Origin of the sequence: Belliella baltica DSM 15883, from assembly GCF_000265405.1 — a bacterium.
Taxonomy (GTDB): Bacteria; Bacteroidota; Bacteroidia; order Cytophagales; family Cyclobacteriaceae; genus Belliella; species Belliella baltica.
Window position 1 is genome coordinate 1246442 of the sequence record NC_018010.1, and the last position, 17484, is coordinate 1263925.

General features: G+C 37.4%; 15 protein-coding genes. 11 read left to right on the forward strand and 4 right to left on the reverse strand.

From position 1 onward, the window contains the following. The first annotated feature begins 247 nt into the window (after positions 1-247). The 5 genes from BELBA_RS05795 (at position 248) to BELBA_RS05815 (ending at position 5506) form a co-directional block, all read left to right on the forward strand. Positions 248-514, forward strand: coding sequence for a DUF493 domain-containing protein (locus tag BELBA_RS05795; protein ID WP_014771811.1), 267 nt, complete (start codon positions 248-250; stop codon positions 512-514). 12 nt (positions 515-526) lie between these two features. After that, a complete protein-coding gene (locus BELBA_RS05800) occupies positions 527-754 on the forward strand; it encodes a 4a-hydroxytetrahydrobiopterin dehydratase (protein WP_014771812.1) in 228 nt (75 codons plus the stop codon). A 1-nt stretch (position 755) separates the two neighbouring features. Further along, positions 756-1439, forward strand: coding sequence for a 16S rRNA (cytidine(1402)-2'-O)-methyltransferase (gene rsmI / locus BELBA_RS05805; RefSeq protein WP_014771813.1), 684 nt, complete (start codon positions 756-758; stop codon positions 1437-1439). A 170-nt stretch (positions 1440-1609) separates the two neighbouring features. Then, entirely contained in the window at positions 1610-2407 is a 798-nt protein-coding gene (locus BELBA_RS05810; RefSeq protein ID WP_014771814.1) for an inositol monophosphatase family protein, read from the forward strand. 84 nt (positions 2408-2491) lie between these two features. After that, positions 2492-5506: an AsmA family protein gene (locus BELBA_RS05815; protein ID WP_014771815.1), complete on the forward strand. Its 3015-nt coding sequence runs from the start codon at positions 2492-2494 to the stop codon at positions 5504-5506. A 76-nt stretch (positions 5507-5582) separates the two neighbouring features. Here the strand turns inward: BELBA_RS05815 and BELBA_RS19035 are convergent, their stop codons facing one another. Both BELBA_RS19035 and BELBA_RS05825 read right to left on the reverse strand, forming a co-directional pair. Continuing rightward, the gene (locus tag BELBA_RS19035) at positions 5583-7253 is read right to left on the reverse strand and encodes a transposase (RefSeq protein WP_014771816.1); all 1671 of its coding nucleotides are present in this window, start codon (positions 7251-7253) and stop codon (positions 5583-5585) included. A 362-nt stretch (positions 7254-7615) separates the two neighbouring features. After that, positions 7616-8521, reverse strand: coding sequence for an AEC family transporter (locus tag BELBA_RS05825; RefSeq protein ID WP_014771817.1), 906 nt, complete (start codon positions 8519-8521; stop codon positions 7616-7618). Between the two features lie 94 nt (positions 8522-8615). On the opposite strand from BELBA_RS05825, the gene BELBA_RS05830 reads away from it, so the two are divergent. Further along, positions 8616-8846, forward strand: a complete 231-nt coding sequence (locus tag BELBA_RS05830; protein ID WP_014771818.1) for a hypothetical protein — start codon at positions 8616-8618, stop codon at positions 8844-8846. Here the strand turns inward: BELBA_RS05830 and BELBA_RS05835 are convergent. After that, the gene (locus BELBA_RS05835) at positions 8843-9217 is read right to left on the reverse strand and encodes a hypothetical protein (RefSeq protein WP_014771819.1); all 375 of its coding nucleotides are present in this window, start codon (positions 9215-9217) and stop codon (positions 8843-8845) included. The two genes, BELBA_RS05830 and BELBA_RS05835, sit on opposite strands and share 4 nt — an antisense overlap. Positions 9218-9583: 366 nt before the next feature. On the opposite strand from BELBA_RS05835, the gene BELBA_RS05840 reads away from it, so the two are divergent. The 3 genes from BELBA_RS05840 to BELBA_RS05850 all read left to right on the forward strand — a co-directional run bounded on the left by BELBA_RS05840 (position 9584) and on the right by BELBA_RS05850 (position 13598). Next, a complete protein-coding gene (locus BELBA_RS05840; RefSeq protein ID WP_014771820.1) occupies positions 9584-10771 on the forward strand; it encodes a 6-bladed beta-propeller in 1188 nt (395 codons plus the stop codon). A gap of 118 nt (positions 10772-10889) precedes the next feature. After that, the gene (locus BELBA_RS05845; RefSeq protein WP_014771821.1) at positions 10890-11252 is read left to right on the forward strand and encodes a hypothetical protein; all 363 of its coding nucleotides are present in this window, start codon (positions 10890-10892) and stop codon (positions 11250-11252) included. 78 nt (positions 11253-11330) lie between these two features. Continuing rightward, a complete protein-coding gene (locus tag BELBA_RS05850; RefSeq protein ID WP_014771822.1) occupies positions 11331-13598 on the forward strand; it encodes a TonB-dependent receptor in 2268 nt (755 codons plus the stop codon). 420 nt (positions 13599-14018) lie between these two features. Here BELBA_RS05850 and BELBA_RS05855 read toward each other — a convergent pair whose 3' ends face one another. Further along, positions 14019-15146, reverse strand: a complete 1128-nt coding sequence (locus BELBA_RS05855; protein ID WP_014771823.1) for a DUF4221 family protein — start codon at positions 15144-15146, stop codon at positions 14019-14021. Positions 15147-15387: 241 nt separating this feature from the next. Between BELBA_RS05855 and BELBA_RS05860 the strand changes: the two genes are divergently transcribed. Both BELBA_RS05860 and BELBA_RS05865 read left to right on the forward strand, forming a co-directional pair. Beyond that, positions 15388-16068 (forward strand): SGNH/GDSL hydrolase family protein, encoded by a 681-nt coding sequence (locus BELBA_RS05860; RefSeq protein ID WP_014771824.1) that lies wholly within the window; start codon positions 15388-15390, stop codon positions 16066-16068. 143 nt (positions 16069-16211) lie between these two features. Next, positions 16212-17480 carry a serine hydroxymethyltransferase gene (locus tag BELBA_RS05865; protein WP_014771825.1) on the forward strand — a complete coding sequence of 423 codons (1269 nt, stop codon included), beginning with the start codon at positions 16212-16214 and terminating at the stop codon, positions 17478-17480. The last annotated feature ends 4 nt before the right edge of the window (positions 17481-17484 follow it).

A 17484-nucleotide genomic window follows, 5' to 3' on the forward strand; every position in this document is an offset into this window, starting at 1 on the left:
TTCAGTCGATCAGAAGTATTCCCTGATGGGTTGCTCCCCAGCAGAGCCCATCTCCGCTTATTCTGATAAGTTAAATTTAATTTATACATTTGGTTTCAACATAAAAAGTTTTCCACACTTTTCGGTTTTCAGTCAATGATCTGTCAACCTATTTTATGAGGGGGCAATCTTGCTGTTGACCGTTGTCTGTCCCCCGTTGACTTTTTTATTTTTTTCAATGACGTTTATCCCTTAAATTCGTAATCATATGAACAAGACATTCGATAAAGAAGCTTTCAAGGAAAAACTAGAAGCTCAGATGACCTTCCCGGCTTTGTATATGTTTAAATTTATTGTTCCAACGGGACAAGAACACGAAGTAGCCGCACTTTTGCCTAATAACAGCATCGAAACCAAAAGCTCTAGCAAAGGAAAATATGTGAGCGTAACAATTCAAGCCATGATGGGATCAAGTGGCATGGTGTTGGATGTTTATGAACGTGCTTCTAAAATAGAAGGCGTAATCTCACTATAAATCAAAAACAAGATGTGGAAAGAAGAAAATAATAAACTGGTAAGAACTTTTGAATTTGGTGACTTCCAAGAAGCTTTTGCTTTTATGACAAGAGTTGCTTTTTTGGCAGAAGCACAAGGGCATCATCCCAATTGGAGTAATGTTTACAATATGGTGACTATTGAGCTAACGACCCACGACAAAGGAAATGTGGTGACAGAAAAAGATAAAAAGTTAGCCGCTGCGATCGATAAAATTTAAGATGCCGGAAGACAAACACATTCATCTCTATCTGATTCCTACGCCGATAGGCAATTTGGGAGATATTACGCTGCGTGCTATAGATGTTCTCAAGTCTGTTGATGTAATCCTAGCTGAAGACACAAGGACGACAGGAAGACTACTCAAACACCTTGAAATCCAAAGGCCACTTCAGAGCTACCATATTTTCAATGAGCACAAGACTGTAGAGAAGTTGATAGATCGAATGGAAAGAGGTGAAATCATGGCCATGTGCAGTGATGCTGGCACACCCGCGATTTCAGATCCAGGATTTCTTCTCGTCAGAGCTGCACGGGAAGCTGGACTTGAGGTGAACTGCCTTCCAGGAGCAACTGCTTTTGTACCGGCTTTGGTAAATTCAGGACTGCCAAATGATCGATTTACTTTTGAAGGGTTTCTCCCTCACAAAAAAGGAAGAAAAACGAGAATCGAGAGTTTGCTCGAAGAAGAAAGAACAATGATCTTTTATGAGTCACCACACCGCTTGATGAAAACATTGGTGCAATTTTCCGAAGCTTTTGGAGAAGAGCGTATGGCTTGTGTTTCACGAGAATTGACAAAAATCTACGAAGAAAACGTAAGAGGCACCTTGGCAGAACTGATCACTTACTACGAAGAGCATCCAATCAAAGGAGAAATTGTATTGGTAGTGCAAGGGAAATAGAAAATGATATTTGTGGACATTTTATTGGATATAAGGATATTTTAATGTTAAGATAGCTAGTTATTGGTTATCAGTTGATTAGTTTCCAAAGGCATCCGCATATAGTATCCACAAGTTTCCAATATCCATTAGTATCTAATAAAAAATATCAACTCAACCAACTCAAAACCATGATTGACTTAAATCAAATTCTAGATCAGACCAAAAGTATTGCCAAAGAAGCGGGGGCTTTTATCAGAAAAGAACGGCAACATTTTGATCTAAAAAAGGTAGAAGAGAAAGGATTTAATGACTTAGTTTCTTATGTAGATAAGGAAGCAGAAAAGATAATTGTAAACAAACTCTCGAAAGTCTTGCCTGAAGCAGGGTTTATCACTGAAGAGGGGACTCGTGAGGAAGAAAATAAAACCTACACTTGGATCATTGATCCGCTAGATGGTACGACCAATTTTATTCATGGAATCCCTGTTTTCTGTGTGAGTATTGGTTTGATGAAAGACAATGAAATAGTGCTGGGGGTAGTGTATGAAGTGAATCTTCATGAATGCTTCTATGCCCTCAAAGGTCATGGAGCTTTCTGCAATGACACGCCAATCCGCGTCAGTGCTGCACCATCTCTTTCTCAAAGCTTGATTGCTACTGGTTTTCCTTACAGCGCTTTTGCTCAGATTGATGAATACTTAGAAATCATGAAGGTTTTGATGCAAAAATCCCATGGCTTAAGAAGGCTTGGAAGTGCTGCTGCAGATCTATGCTATGTCGCTTGCGGCAGAATGGATGCGTATTTCGAGTACAACCTCAACTCTTATGATGTAGCGGCAGGGTCTTTGATTGTACAAGAGGCGGGTGGAGAAGTGACAGATTTCAAAAAAGGCAATGATTTTCTTTTTGGAAGAGAAATTATTGCTGGAAATAAACCTGTACATGAAGGACTCTGGAAGGAACTTGACCAAATTTGGAATAAATAGTTTCTGACATCACTCTTTTTCATTAATTGCTTCTCTATTTTCTATCACTTTACGTTTAAAGTATTTGGGATTAAAATCTATTTTATGAAAAAGACATTCATTATCATACTGACAGTTTTTGCATTTCTCTTGGTTGCTTTGATAGCAGTACCGTTTATTTTTAAAGATAAAATCATTGAGCGCATCGACAAAGAAATCGCTCAATCTGTTAATGCACAAGTTCATTACGATTTCAACAATATCAGTTTGAGTGTTTTCAAGCGCTTTCCTGATGTCAGCGTGACATTGCGTGAATTTGGTATCACAGGAAACCCGCCTTTTCAAAATGATACACTGGTGCACGTGGATCAACTTCAAGTAGATTTCAATTTGAGGTCTGTACTTTTTGCTGATACACCTTCGCTATCGGGGATGCATTTGGATGGTGGTAGCATTTATGTGAAGGTGCTCGAAGATGGACAAGCCAATTATGACATTACGATACCTTCTGAAGAGGTTGCTGAATCTGAAAGCACTTTTGAAATTGGTGTTGACCTGATTGAAGTCAATAACCTCAATTTCATATATGACGATAGACAATTGGATTATTTCATGGCTTTAGGAAATGTGCACCTGCTTGGCAAAGGTAACTTTACCGCAGACGTTTACAAAATGCCTGTAGAAATGGATGCCTTGATTGCTGATGTAACTTATGAGGGCACAAATTATCTCAGAAATAAAAGCTTTAGAGGGAATACCAATGTGGATGTGGACATGGAAAATATGAAGTTTGCATTTTCAGATGGAGAATTTGCAGTCAATGATTTCCTTTTTGATCTCTTTGGTTTTGTTGCCTTGCCCGCTGATGATATTGAGTTTGATATGGAATTTGCAGGAAAAGACAATACCTTCAAAAGTATCTTATCTCTTGTTCCAGGAATATACTCCGAAAGTTTTGAGGGAATCAAAACTTCTGGGACTATGGATTTCAATGGGTTTTTCAAAGGAATTTACAATGACAACAGCTTCCCTTCATTTGATATTAATTTGAATGTAGCAGATGGGATGTTCCAATACCCTGATTTACCAAAACCTGTAAGCAATATCAATGTGGCCATGAAAGTTGTCAATACAACTGATAATCTGGATTTGACAAAAGTAGATATTTCGGCATTTAATATGAATTTTGGAAGCAATCCGATTTCGGGACGCTTGCTACTGGAAAACTTGGTGACTTATGATATTGATGGAAATTTGGTTGGGAAATTAAACTTGGAAGAATTGACTTCTATTTTTCCAATTGAGGGAATGACGCTGAAAGGTATGCTCGATGTCAATGCTACGGCTAAAGGCAGATACGATTCTGTTGCTAATATTATACCGAGCATCGATGCCAAAATGCTCCTCACAAATGGATATGTAAAAAGTGCTGATTATCCTGCTCCAATCGATAAGCTGAATGTCAACGCGAGTATCCTGAATACAAGTGGAAATATGAATGACTTCTTGGTCAACCTGAGCAATTTTGGTTTTGAACTGGAAGATGAAAGGATCAATGGTAACATAAGAATTCAGGATTTTGAATTGTTGAACTGGGATGGTGCTATTGAAGGAACTGTTGATGTGGGGAAAATGATGGCCATTTTTCCTATTGAAAATACCATTATGGAAGGAAAAATCATCGCAGATCTGAAATCAAAGGGATCTTACAAAGATGTAGAAGAAGGAAGATTCAACAGATTGGATACACGTGGAGAGATGTTGGTGCAGAAATTTTATTACACTTCAACAGACTTGCCACAAGGAATTAGGATCAATGATGCAAAAGCAGATTTCACTCCAGAAAGAATCAATTTGACAAAATTTGATGCACGGGTTGGCGAAAGTCCACTGACTGCCTCAGGTTTCTTGTCCAATTACATGAATTATTTTTTGAAGGATGATGAAACACTTAAAGGACAGCTTGCATTACAATCACCAAAATTCAATGTAAACCAATGGATGGTGGAATCGGGTGATTCAGAAGATTCTGAGTTAACTGTGATTGAATTACCGAAAAACATTGACTTCACGATGGATGTTGCTGCAAACGAGGTGCTTTATGACAATTTGAATCTAAAACAAGTAAAGGGCAGTATGACCTTGCGTGAAGGAATCTTGAGCTTCCGCGAAGCATCTATGGTCACAATGGGCGGTCAAGTCGTTATGAATGGATCGTATGATCCTCGAGATCTGACAGCTCCGAAATTTGATTTTAATTTCAATGTGATTGATTTGAGTATTGCAGAGGCATTCAACTCGCTCAATACCGTAAAAGTACTTGCCCCAGTAGCTGAGCACCTGACTGGTAAGTTTTCTACAAGATTTGATTTTGCAGGACTTTTGGGTCAAGATATGATGCCAATATTGGCTTCCTTAGACGGAAATGGGATATTGAGAATTCTCGATGCGGCATTCAAAGACAGTCCTGTTTTAAAAGGAGTGACCAGTTTGACCAAATTAAATGATACCAACACAATCCAATTCAAAAACTTGAACCTGCCTATCGACATAGAAGATGGTATGCTAAGTCTAAGGCCTGTAGATTTGAAACTTTGGGATTACCAAGCCAATGTTCAAGGAAGTACTGGTTTTGATGGATCTATCAATTATCTAATCAACATGCAAGTTCCCGCTGGTAAATTCGGTTCTCAAGCCAATAATTTGCTAGCGACAATTTCTGGTACAGAAGCTACAGGTTCTACGCTTATTCCAGTTTCGATCAACCTTGGAGGAACTTATAACAGTCCCAAAATTGGTCTTTCAGGTGAAAATTCCATAGAGAGTTTGCTGACAAATGCTTTAAAATCGAGAGTTAATTCCGAAAAAGAAAATCTACAATCAAAAGCGACTGAGCAATTCAAAGCTGCAGAAGATAGCATCAAGAGTGAATTAAAATCCAGGTCAGAAGCACTTCAAGACAGTGCCAAAAAAGAAGCAGAGAAAAAGGTGTCTGAAACAAAAGATAAAGCCGTGGAAGAAGCCAAAAGTATTCTTCGTGGTGTCTTAGGCAACAAGTCCAGGCCTGTCATCAAGCCAGACACCGTGAAGATAGATACTACTAAAACTGGGACTAATTAGAGAAGAGCTCGCTAAGGATGCGAAGGTTCTTTTGTTTTAAGGTTTGAAAGTATGAGTCCCCTCCTAAAACTATGTTTCAGGAGAAAGCTGACAATTTAATATTTAGGTAAATTTGAGTTATAGTCCTGATCTTTGTTTTTATTTCAAAGATTTTGGATTTAATCTTTGTTGTGGTGGTCTCTGCAAAACAAATTTGAGCAAATATCACCTTCAAAAGGTCACTATCGGCATTGTTTTTCACATGTTTTGCAATTCTGGCAAAGTTGACCCATAAACATCGGATGTTTGCCCACATTTTATGCCTGATCAGCCCTCTATATCTTGTTTTGTCATTTGTATAGTGATAACCTAACTGGAAAATGGTGGCTTCTACGTTGTTTCGAATATTGAGTACTTCTTGAGGAATACTTTCTATTTTCTTTCTCAACGTGCATGCTTTTATTTCCTTATCAGTAAAATATCTGTAGTGTTCTGTTGTTTTGACCCTCCATTTCTGGGTGTCTTTCATCTTTAAAGCTTCTTGCTGAATCCCTGTTTTCAGGTCTTTTACAGTCAAAATCCCATTTTCATCCAACTCCAGATCATATCTTCCTTTTGGTCCCTGAATCGCATTTAGGATAAGTTCTGCATTTTTGCTGCTTACAAAATCCTGATTAGATGGGCTGTGGTAAGCTCCGTCAGCATGGACGTTCTCTACTTGATCACAAAACAATTCTTTAGCCTGAATAATAGCTTTTTCAAGAAAGGTATTGTCGGCAGCATCTGCTTTCTTCACCTCAACTCCACTGATCAGGTTCAGGCCTCCCTTGTCACAACTCTCGGTTACGTTTACGCTATACCCTTTTACCTGATTGCCGTCCTTGTTTCTGTAGTGACAGTCTGTGTCGTGTGGAGACTGGATTGAGTCTGAACTTATAGACTCCTTTGGCTTTGGTATGACAATTTTATGTTCATCCACATCAAACTGCTCCTCAAAAAGCCTGGAAAGTATGGTATAATAATCATTGGACAATTCCCGATAGACATCCAGAAGTCTGAAAATCAATACTCCCAAGTCTATCAGCTTTATTTTGACTTCTTCACCTGAACAGCGATAAACCACTTTATTACCTTTTTCGGCAAGCAGACTTTTTACCAACTCCATCTCAGATTGAGATAAAGCTGTTTCAAGTTTTGTGAAGTCTGCTTTGGAACAGAACAGCTGGACTGTTTCATGGATCAGTTCATACCGACTCAACCAGGCTATGTTGCTTCCAAGGAGTTTACTGTCCATTCGTATACTTCTGCCACTCACATGAAAATCTTTTGCCTGTCCTTTGGTGACAGATGCAAATGTCTGTTCCAACAAATTTGGATTCCCATCCCTTTCATGATCGACTATACGCTTTCGGAATAGGTAATAGGTCGATTCGGAGGGAATTGGATCATCCATATTGACCAGGCCCAAAGCCCTTCTGACCAAAAGATTAAACCTACATTGTTCAAAAAGCTGAGAATCGCTCCACCGATTGGCCTCTTTCAGGATCATCATGGCTACCATAATTCTGACCGAAGCATTGGGGCTTCCAGTTTCCTTTGAATACAAAACCTCAAATAAAGACTCCTCAACCCTTAATGTCACCTGATTCTTAAATAAATTATGCCAAGCTCCATTCTCCTCGTAGAAGCGCTCCGAACGATCTGTAAGAAAGGAATTGGGGTTGCTAAACACGCTTAATTGAGCTTTTTCTGAAGTTTTTTTGAACATCTATTTATACTTTAACTATCTGTAATATAGCTATTTATAACATAATAAACCAGCATGTAACAGAAAGAAAATCAAGGCTTTTAACCATTCTTTTTCAAGTAATTTTAGCTTAAATACTTTTCGGAGTGGACTCAAAGTATGAATGTTTTAAAGTTGTGAGGATAGCTTTATTAACATTGGGTTTCAGTTATGACCCCGAAGGTTATCGATTTATTTCCTCTGCGCTTCTTAGCGTTTCTCCGAGGCAAAAATATTTAATCCACAGAGGTTCGCAAAGGAACGCGGAGGGGATTTTTGAAATACATAATCAAAACTTTTCTTTTTGCGACCTTTGCACCTCAGCGCCCCTTAGCGAGAACCTTTTACCCTAGAATAAAATACCAGATACCAATAGTCACAAATGACAATGGAATGCCTAATCCGACCAATAGCGAGGCTAATTTGGGTTCTAAATTGTGCGAAATGGCGATGATAGAACCCGTGATCATTGGGGCCATGGCTGTTTCGATGACGGAAACCTTGAACACAAAATCATCCAATCGAAAAATAAATCCAAAAAGGACAAAGATCACTGCCGGAATCAACACCAACTTATAGCCTAAGCCTAGCCAAAGGTATTTCGAGCGTATAGCATTTCCATTTACTTTGATTTGAAGCCCAACAGCAATAAGCGCCACAGGGGTAAGGGTTTTTGTTACTAAATCAAAAACAGCAGAGATCCCAGCAGAAAATTGAAAACCTGAAAAATTGAGCATAAAGGCAATTATGAAAAATATAAAAGGAGGAAATGTTAAAATCTTTCTCGTTATATCCCGCTTTCGTTTTTTCTCATCTGAATAAATAGAAGCCACGACGATCGCAACACTGCTGACAAGAATAAAGGATCCTGCCTGATCGATCAACAAGGCTATTTTCAGTGCTTCTTCTCCATAAAGTGCTCGGACGATAGGAAAACCCACAAAAGAAGTATTTGCTAATCCTGCGGTGATGATTAGACAGCCCGTAAGAGATTTTTTCCAATTGAGTTGTTTGCCCAAAGTGCCAAAAAGCAACCAAGAAAGTCCAAAACTTATCCACGCAATGGAAATAGGCCAAAGCAAAGACAGCTCTAATTCAATTTCAGGGATATATTTCAAGGCTAAAATGGGCAACACCACATAGATCAGGTATTTGTTGAGATACTGCGCTGTACTAAAAGGGACTTGCCTTACAAACTGCAGCCCAATGCCCACAACTAGGAAAATAACGACGATGATAAGGTTTGTCATAAGCAGAATTCCCCGAAAGTTAACACAATCGTAATTTGGTTTTAATCAATAAGTTGATTTTTTTGATTTGATTTGGGTTCAAAATAAGACAGTTATGACTAAACTAATACCCATAGAAATCGAAGGACAGAAGCTTGTGCAACTATCCCAACTGACCATAGATCAGGCGAATGACTTGAGAAGTTGGTTGCCATCTGATGGATTGAAAAAAGGCCAATTACATGGAGTGGAATTGCAGGATTGTCTTTCATTTGAGACTTACGAATACTGGTTCAAAACCAATCATGTTTTGTCAAAAGCTTACGAGACCATTTTGGATTTTTAGATCATCCCAAAAGTCTTCCTCTTTTCGGCGAAATAGACTTCGAGGTGATTATATATCAGACTTTCCGCTAGCGGAATTCCTGATAAAGTCAATTCAATATTTCCTTGTGCACTTTTTGGATCAACATCCATCGTCTCTGTCATAAAAATCAGCTCTTGAAGCGTCAGTGGCTGATCAGATTTTTCGGGATTCAGTTTAATTTCATTTCCATAAAAATCCACCGCTTCATAGTAATACACACCATCCAAGGCATTTGCATAAATGCTGATTTCCTCTCCCCACTGACTTTCGGGATAACTCAGCTTACAAAGCAAAGTATTCGGCCCCGTGCCATTGAAATAGCTTTCTGGTCTATAATTAAAATTGATCACGCAGTAAAATTAGGGATAATTGATAAAAGAACTAGGCGTCTTTCAAATGTTATTCTTAAGTCGCGTTTGATGTAAAAGTGGCTATATAGGATTGAAATATAAATACTTGATTATCATTGTATACAATAAGTATATTATTATCATTGAAAAATAATATCACTGAATATCAACTACTTATGAATTAGCGAAAAAAAATAGTTTAAAACTTGCATTATTTACTAATGACTTGTTATTATTGATAATCAGATCATTACAGAAAGAACTGCGCAGGGATTTTTTAGGTCGGGTGAGTTTAATTATGTTTTATTTAACTAAATAATTGACAAAACGAGAAAAATCTTAATTCTATATTACATCCTATAATTTATGAAAGATTTTGGAACACTTATCACTGTTTTGATTTTAACGATTTTTTTAAATTCTTGTCATACCAAAGATCGATCGAATGAAAATTCCATTGTAATTGATCCTATGTTAGCTTCTGAGTTTGTGCCGTTATCTGAATTTGTAGATGATGTACAGTTTATTAAGTTAGAAACATCAGAAGAGTCAATTATATTAAATGCAAAGGAAATTATTATAAAAGACAATTTTATCTATGTAATTGATATCACATTAAAAGCTGTTTTAATTTTTGATAAAAAGGGGAAATTTATTTCAAAGCTAAACAAACTAGGAGAAGGTCCAGATCAATATCGAAATCTAGGACCTGTATTTGTTTCTGATGATGAATCTACAATTGAAGTGATTGAATTAATGGGTAGTAAATCAAAGAAACTGATTTACTCAATTCCAGATTTTGAATTATTAGACGTAAGCTCTTTTGATACACCTTTTTCGAATTCTTGGAGAAAAAATGGTGATTTGTATTATTTTTCAGCTCAACAAATAGAGAATTATGTAAATAATGAGCCGACTAATGCAGCAATTATTATCAGGAATGATAACAATCAACTCAGTGCTTTATTTCCAAAGAATATTGAAAAAGGCGGCTCAGGTTTTTCACCTTTTACCGAAAGCTTCACTCAAAATGAGTTAAATGAAACTTTCATCTCCTTGATGTACGATAATACGTTTTATCAATTGAAAAATAAAGAAGCTATACCCCTGATGTCAGTAGATTTTGGATCTTATGCTATAGATCATTCAATCGGAACATTGTCTCTCGAAAGACAAATGGAATATTTAAGTGCAGAAATAGAGGGTAAAGCTTCTTTTCCTGTTTTGAATTTTCACAACTCTAGATTCACAGCATTTTCATATTATTACAAACAAAATGGTGAAAATCTTCTCCATCAATACATAAAATTTAATCAAAATGGAAAAATCTATCACACAAAGTCTTTTTTAAACGATTTTACTACTTTTCCGAATGAAGTTTATCTAAGTTCTTACTTTTTAGCTATCAACCATGAAATCGTATATAAAGATTTTTTGGTGGATATCATTCTGCCTTGGTACAGCCTCAATGGGGAAAAAGAAATGGAAGTTGAGGGATTGGGATTGATTCAGGCTGAAGACAATCCGATTGTGATGTTAATGAAGTTGAAATAAATCCACCACCCAAACCCCAAAATCCCCTCAAAAAGTAATTCTATAAAAGTCAACTCAACTTTCTTCGCTATATTCGCAACCAAACAGCAAGTATCTAGTTTGAAGATTATTGTAAAGCGTGAGTCAGTTTAGAAACATATTACCGCTGTTTAGCCATTTCTGTTTGGCGTTGTTGCTAAGTGTCTTAGCGAACGGGGTATTCTTTTTTCACTCCCATGAGCTTGACAATGGCCGAATCATCACACACGCTCACCCGCTATTGACAGAGGAGCAGCAGGAATTGCCAGATCATGGTCACACGGAAGAAGAACTGATTTACCTAGATCTGATTTCACATGCGGAATATTTCGTTTTTGATTATCAATTTGACTTCCAAGCTCTTGATTTTTCAAGAACTTCTGCTGATACATTTGTAAAAGCAATAGAATCTTTTGTAGAAATAGAATTCGGATTTGAGCACAGAGGGCCTCCTAGTATCTAATTTTTTCTGAATTGAATCACCTTTGTCTTCCAGATAAAGTGAGGACTTACTTTATTTTCCCAAATTAAAATCAACGCAATGCGATTAATTATACTAATTGCGATGTGCCTTATTTCTATAGGTACATTGGCATCACAGAATAGAGATATTACAGGCAAAGTAATTGACAAAAGCTCTAGAGAGCCGATCCCAGGCGTAACTGTTTTCATTCCCGAACTCAACCGAGGCGTCGTTACAGAGTTGGATGGTACTTTTTCGCTTGGATCATTGCCAGAAAGAAATATAACTATACAGTTTTCCTTTATTGGGTATGCCACACAAGTAGAGGTGGTAAGATTGAGTGAATCAAATAATCAAGTGGTTATTGAATTGGAAGAAGCTGTTTCTAACATCGATGAAGTGGTTATCTCTGGCGCTTACATCATGAGTAAGGAAAGCTCACCTATTTCTATAGAAAAAGTTAGTCGAGATGCCATTCTCAAAATGCCTTCTCCAAGCTTGATGACCTCGCTTACCAAAGCACCTGGCGTAAATGAAATTTCTTTAGGGCCGGGGATTAGTAAGCCGGTAATTAGAGGTTTGTCTTTCAGTAGGGTTTTGTCTGTCTATCAGGGAGCAAGATTCGAAAATCAACAATGGGGAGCAGATCATGGTTTGGGTTTATCCGAAACTGGAATTGGTGATATTGAATTGATCAAAGGTCCAGCATCAATCATATATGGATCAGGTGCGATGGCAGGGGTTGTCAATTTGATTGAAGATAAAGATGCTGCAGCAGGAACTGTCGAGGGCGATGTGAATTTAAGAGGATATAGCAATTCTCTTGGTTTCCGAACTGATGCTGGTGCAAAAGGAGCAAGTGAAAATGGATTTTTATGGTCTTTGAGAGCAGCAGCAGAATCACATGCGGATTATTTGGACGGAGATGGCAATGCTGTTGGCAATACTAGGTTCAATACGCAAAATATCAAAGCAGGAGTTGGACTACGCAAAAAATGGGGAGATACCAGATTGCGTTACACGTATTTGAGACAAAACCTTGGAATCATTGATGAAAATGATGTCAGTGAATTGGTAACCAGCCGAGGAGACAGAAAAGTACAATTGCCTTTCCAAGATGTGAGAGATCACTTTATCAATTCAGAAACAAATATTTTTGTTGGAGAAGATCGGTTGAAAGCAACATTCGGCTATCATTTCAACTTTAGAGAGGAAGTCGAAACAGCAGAAGATCAAGTGGATTTGGGTTTAAGACAATCCAATTTTATGTATGACATCAAATACGCCAAAGAGATATTTTCAAATGTTGAAGCAATCTTGGGTATTCAAGGATTTTATTTACAAAATGTAAATTATGAAGATGCCAATGAATACCTGATTCCTGATGCTAAAAAGGATGATAGATCTATTTATTTTTTACTGAACTACAATAAAGACAAGTGGGTAGCGCAAGGTGGAGTTCGTTACGATTACAGAAAAGTAACCGCAGATGCCAGTGCAGACCATATTGTTGATTATGGATTCTTGCTTCCAGGAGAGCCAGCAGACAGAACATTGACAAGAACTTTTGATGGTGTCACAGCAAGTGCAGGGACCACCTTTAGACCGAGTTCGACTTGGAGGTTTAGATTGAATGTGGCACAAGGATTCAGAGCACCTGATTTGGGAGAGTTATTTTCAAATGGACCACACCCAGGAACAAATAGGTTTGAAAGAGGGAGTGCTGATTTTGTTAGAGAACAGAATGTTCAATCTGATTTTGGTATCAGATACAGCAAGTCAAATTTCTCTATCTCAGGTGAAGTGTTCTACAATCACATTGATAATTATATCTTCTTTGCGCCAACAGATGATTTTGTAGGCGATTTGACTGTTTGGGAGTTTGAGCAAGCAGATGCAAGATTATATGGAGGTGAGTTGGAATTAGATATTCACCCAACAGCAGCCAAGTGGATTTCAGCATCTACATCCTACAGCATGGTTATCGGCCAAAGAAGATCAGACATGAGCTATTTGCCCTATATCCCAGCATTTAGATGGAATCAATCAGTTGATTTCAGATTGAATAATGTAGGAGCTTTGAAGAATCCATACATCAGTGTTTTGGGTTCATACATTTTTGATCAAAACAGAGAAGCACCTTTGGAGGAAGCTACTCCAGGTTATTACTTGTTAGGACTAAATGTGGGAAGTCAAGTGATGATGGGTGGAAAAGCACTTGATATCTACATCAGTGGATCGAATATGCTCAACAAAACCTACGTCGATCACTTATCCCTCTTCAGACCTTTTGGTGTGAATCAGATGGGAAGAAATGTGGCGCTGAATGTGAGGATTCCTTTTTGAGAAGCGAGAGACTAGAAGCGAGATAAAAGTTGACTTGTCGGCTGTAATGAATGAGATTGGAGAAATAAGAGAAAAGAAGCAAGATACAAGAAAAAATCCTTAAGATTAATCGGAGTAGATTGTGAACTATGCTGCGAGAAATATATAGAAATTAGCCTACAGCAATTTTTTTTATATGTTCGTTCCTAGCTCGTATTGAATAAAAAATAACCAGTATTTCAAGGATGTAAAAAATACTGGTCCAAAAGAGTAAATGAAAAAACCAATAACCCTCCAGACTAATTATTTGGAGGGTTATTTGGTTTTAGAGTTTGGATAAACTCCCAAAGTCCCATTACCATGAAAAACGCAAATTTGACTTACGATTTTCATGGTAAAATAGAAATTTATTAGCACCAATTCACTTCTTAGAGAAATCTTTTAACCAATTTTTAAACGGACAAAACCCATTTCATCATTTAAATTAACCCGAATCCAAACCATACCATCTTTAACAAAATATTCGGAAATCAACTCTAATATTTTGCTATTATCCACAAATTTAATCTCTGCAAGAAGATTAAACGCAGAATCATATTTGATTAGATAGATATCCCATTTGCTAGGGCTGCCTTCATAAGATGCCTGAGTTTTTAATGATGCGATTCTATAAAAGTCACCAGATTCAGGATCAATAACTAATTTATTATAAGTGATTTCTTCATCTAAGGCGAGTACTTGTTCTTTAAACTCCTTTTGTGATTCGGTTTCCAATCGATAAGGTTTGCTCTTTTGAGAAGGTATTTTAAACTGTTGAATGGGAATTTCTTGAAGCAGATTTTCTTGATTTAAGTATTCAAATACTTGGTTGTTAGCTTGGTTAAAAATGTATGTCTTATCGTTCCAAGAAAGTAGCCCAATTGGCTGAATGATTGATGTTTTGGACTTGCCTTGTATGAGAGAAATATTAAAATCATTTACTTTTTCTAGGTCGGTATTTTGTATTATCTCTACTTTTTCATTATCAAAGTCTAAGTAAGCAAAATGGAGAAAATTACTATCTTTTGTTGTTACTTGGCTGAGTAGCCTTTTGGGACTATCCAGAACAGTAAAATTATTCTTATACATATAGCCATCCCCTAAGCCAGTTTTCCCTACATAAGAATTATGCAAGTCAATAAATGAAACCTTCTTCAGGTTTTGGTCTAAAAATTCAATTCTCGTGAAGTTGTAAAAGACAAAAAGGCTATCGTTCCAAAAGTCAAACCACCATACAGTACCAACTCCATCTGGTCCTTCTTTTTCCACTTTGATCTTTCTCTCTAAGGTCAATAGGTTAAGATCAATTACTTCAATTTCCCCATTTTGAGCATCATAATGATATATTTTAGAATTATCATTTGAAAACCCACTCAGAAACATGTTGGTAGCTCCCATAATAATCTCACCTTTGGAATCCACCATCACAGTATCAATTTTTACAGTTAGGTTTGAGAAGTCAGCTTGCTTTTCATTTCCTCCACAAGAAAATAAGAGGACAGAGAAGATGAGTAAGAGGTAATTTTTCATAAAGTCTCTTTTAGCTTCAAAGTAATTACTAAATAGTTAGGATCAAAAAATAGATGGGAAATTAGTTTGTTTTTCATTTTTGTACCTCGAATTTCTGTCACGGAATTTTTTCAAACATCCAATAGAGGGAATTTTAACGAGGAGACAAGACAAATTATCAACAAATCTCTCCTTTTACTCTTTAAAAATCTTTTAAAATCAGGCTTTTTAAGCTAGTTTAGCTTTTAGTTATATGAAAAAGATGAAAAATATACAATATTATCTAATTTTTGTAGCATTAATTCTAGTGGGATGTTCTGATCAGGAAGTGACAGAGGTAGGATCAAAGCCTAAAAATATTCTTGTTTTAGGAAATAGTATTACCTGGAGTCCTCCTACTCCGGAAGTTGGTTGGAATAATGCGTGGGGAATGGCTGCATCGGAACCAAGTAAAGATTTTATTTCTCAGCTAAGAGCAAAATTGCAAGTCGAATCCCCTGAAATTGTTTTGAAAGGAGTAAATGTGTTTCCATTTGAGCGAGGGTTTGATAATTTCGATTTTGCGGCTTATGATTCTTTGTTAGACTTCAAGCCAGATATTATCGTAATCAGATATGGAGAAAATGTCGATGCTTCAACGGTAGAAAGCGACAATCTCAAAATTGCATCACTTAATTTTATGAATTACTTGTTTGAAGATAGACCGTCAAAAGTAATCGTAACCACCACTTTTTGGAATAATGCCATTACTAACGAGCAATTGAGAAGGCTTGCAGCGGAGCAAAGTTGGGAGTTAGTCGAACTTTCAGATTTAGGAGATTACCAAGAAAACATGGCCATAGGTAAATTTGACAATGTTGGCGTTGCTACACACCCAGGAGATTTAGGAATGGAAAGGATCGCGAATAGGATTTTTTCAGGTTTGAAGAAATACATCAAATAAGATCAACATTTAGTTTTTTCAAACAAAATACGCCCTCAAAGTTTTATAAGCTAGTTCATTTAAGTTAGGCTTTTAGCTTTACTTTCAATTGGATAATCCATCGAATAAAACTAATTTTGGGCTACCTATTAAAAATCATATTCATGAAAAGAGATCAGGCAATCTTTGACCTAATTGCAAAAGAAGAAAACCGTCAGAAGACTGGTATTGAATTGATCGCATCTGAAAACTTCACCAGTAAGCAGGTGATGGAAGCGGCAGGAAGTGTGTTGACCAACAAATACGCGGAGGGTTTACCCAATAAGCGGTATTATGGGGGCTGTGAAGTAGTCGATCAGATCGAGCAATTAGCGATAGACCGTGCCAAAAAGCTTTTCGGAGCTACTTGGGCGAATGTTCAGCCACACTCCGGTGCACAAGCCAATGCTGCAGTTTTCCTAGCAGTTTTGAATGCAGGAGATAGTATTTTAGGTTTTGATTTGGCACATGGTGGTCACTTGACACATGGTTCGCCGGTTAATTTTTCAGGAAAATTATACAAGCCGCATTTTTATGGAGTAGAAGAAGAGACTGGCTTGATTGATTATGACAAAGTAGAAGCTACTGCGCTTGAGGTAAAACCAAAATTATTGATCTGCGGAGCTTCGGCCTACAGCAGAGATTGGGATTACGAGCGTTTGAGAGATATTGCAGACCAAGTAGGGGCTCTTCTTTTGGCAGATATTTCACACCCATCGGGATTGATTGCAAGAGGTTTGTTGAGTGATCCTTTGGAATTCTGTCATATCGTGACTACGACTACGCATAAGACATTGAGAGGTCCAAGAGGTGGTTTGATTTTGATGAGAGAAGATTTCGACAATCCATTTGGTATCAAAACACCAAAAGGCGAGTTGAGAAAAATGTCAGCTTTGCTAGACTCGGGTGTTTTCCCAGGTACGCAGGGTGGGCCCTTGGAGCATATTATTGCAGCTAAAGCGATTGCTTTCGAAGAAGCACTTTCTGACGAGTACATGGAGTATATCCTTCAGGTGAAGAAAAATGCAAGTGTAATGGCAGATGCATTTGTTGAGTTGGGATACAAGATCATTTCAGGAGGAACAGACAATCATCTGATGTTGATCGACCTTGGCAATAAAGATTTGACTGGTAAAATCGCTGAAGAGACCCTTGGAAAAGTAGACATCACGATCAATAAAAATATGGTTCCTTTCGACAAGAGATCTCCATTTGTGACCTCTGGTATGCGTGTTGGAACCGCCGCTGTCACTACAAGAGGATTGAATGAATCAGACATGAAGCGTATCGTTACTTTAATTGACAAGGCGCTAAGCAATCATGAAGATGAATCTGTCTTAGCACAAATCAAATCAGAAGTAAACGATTGGATGGTTCAGTTTCCATTATATTAATTAC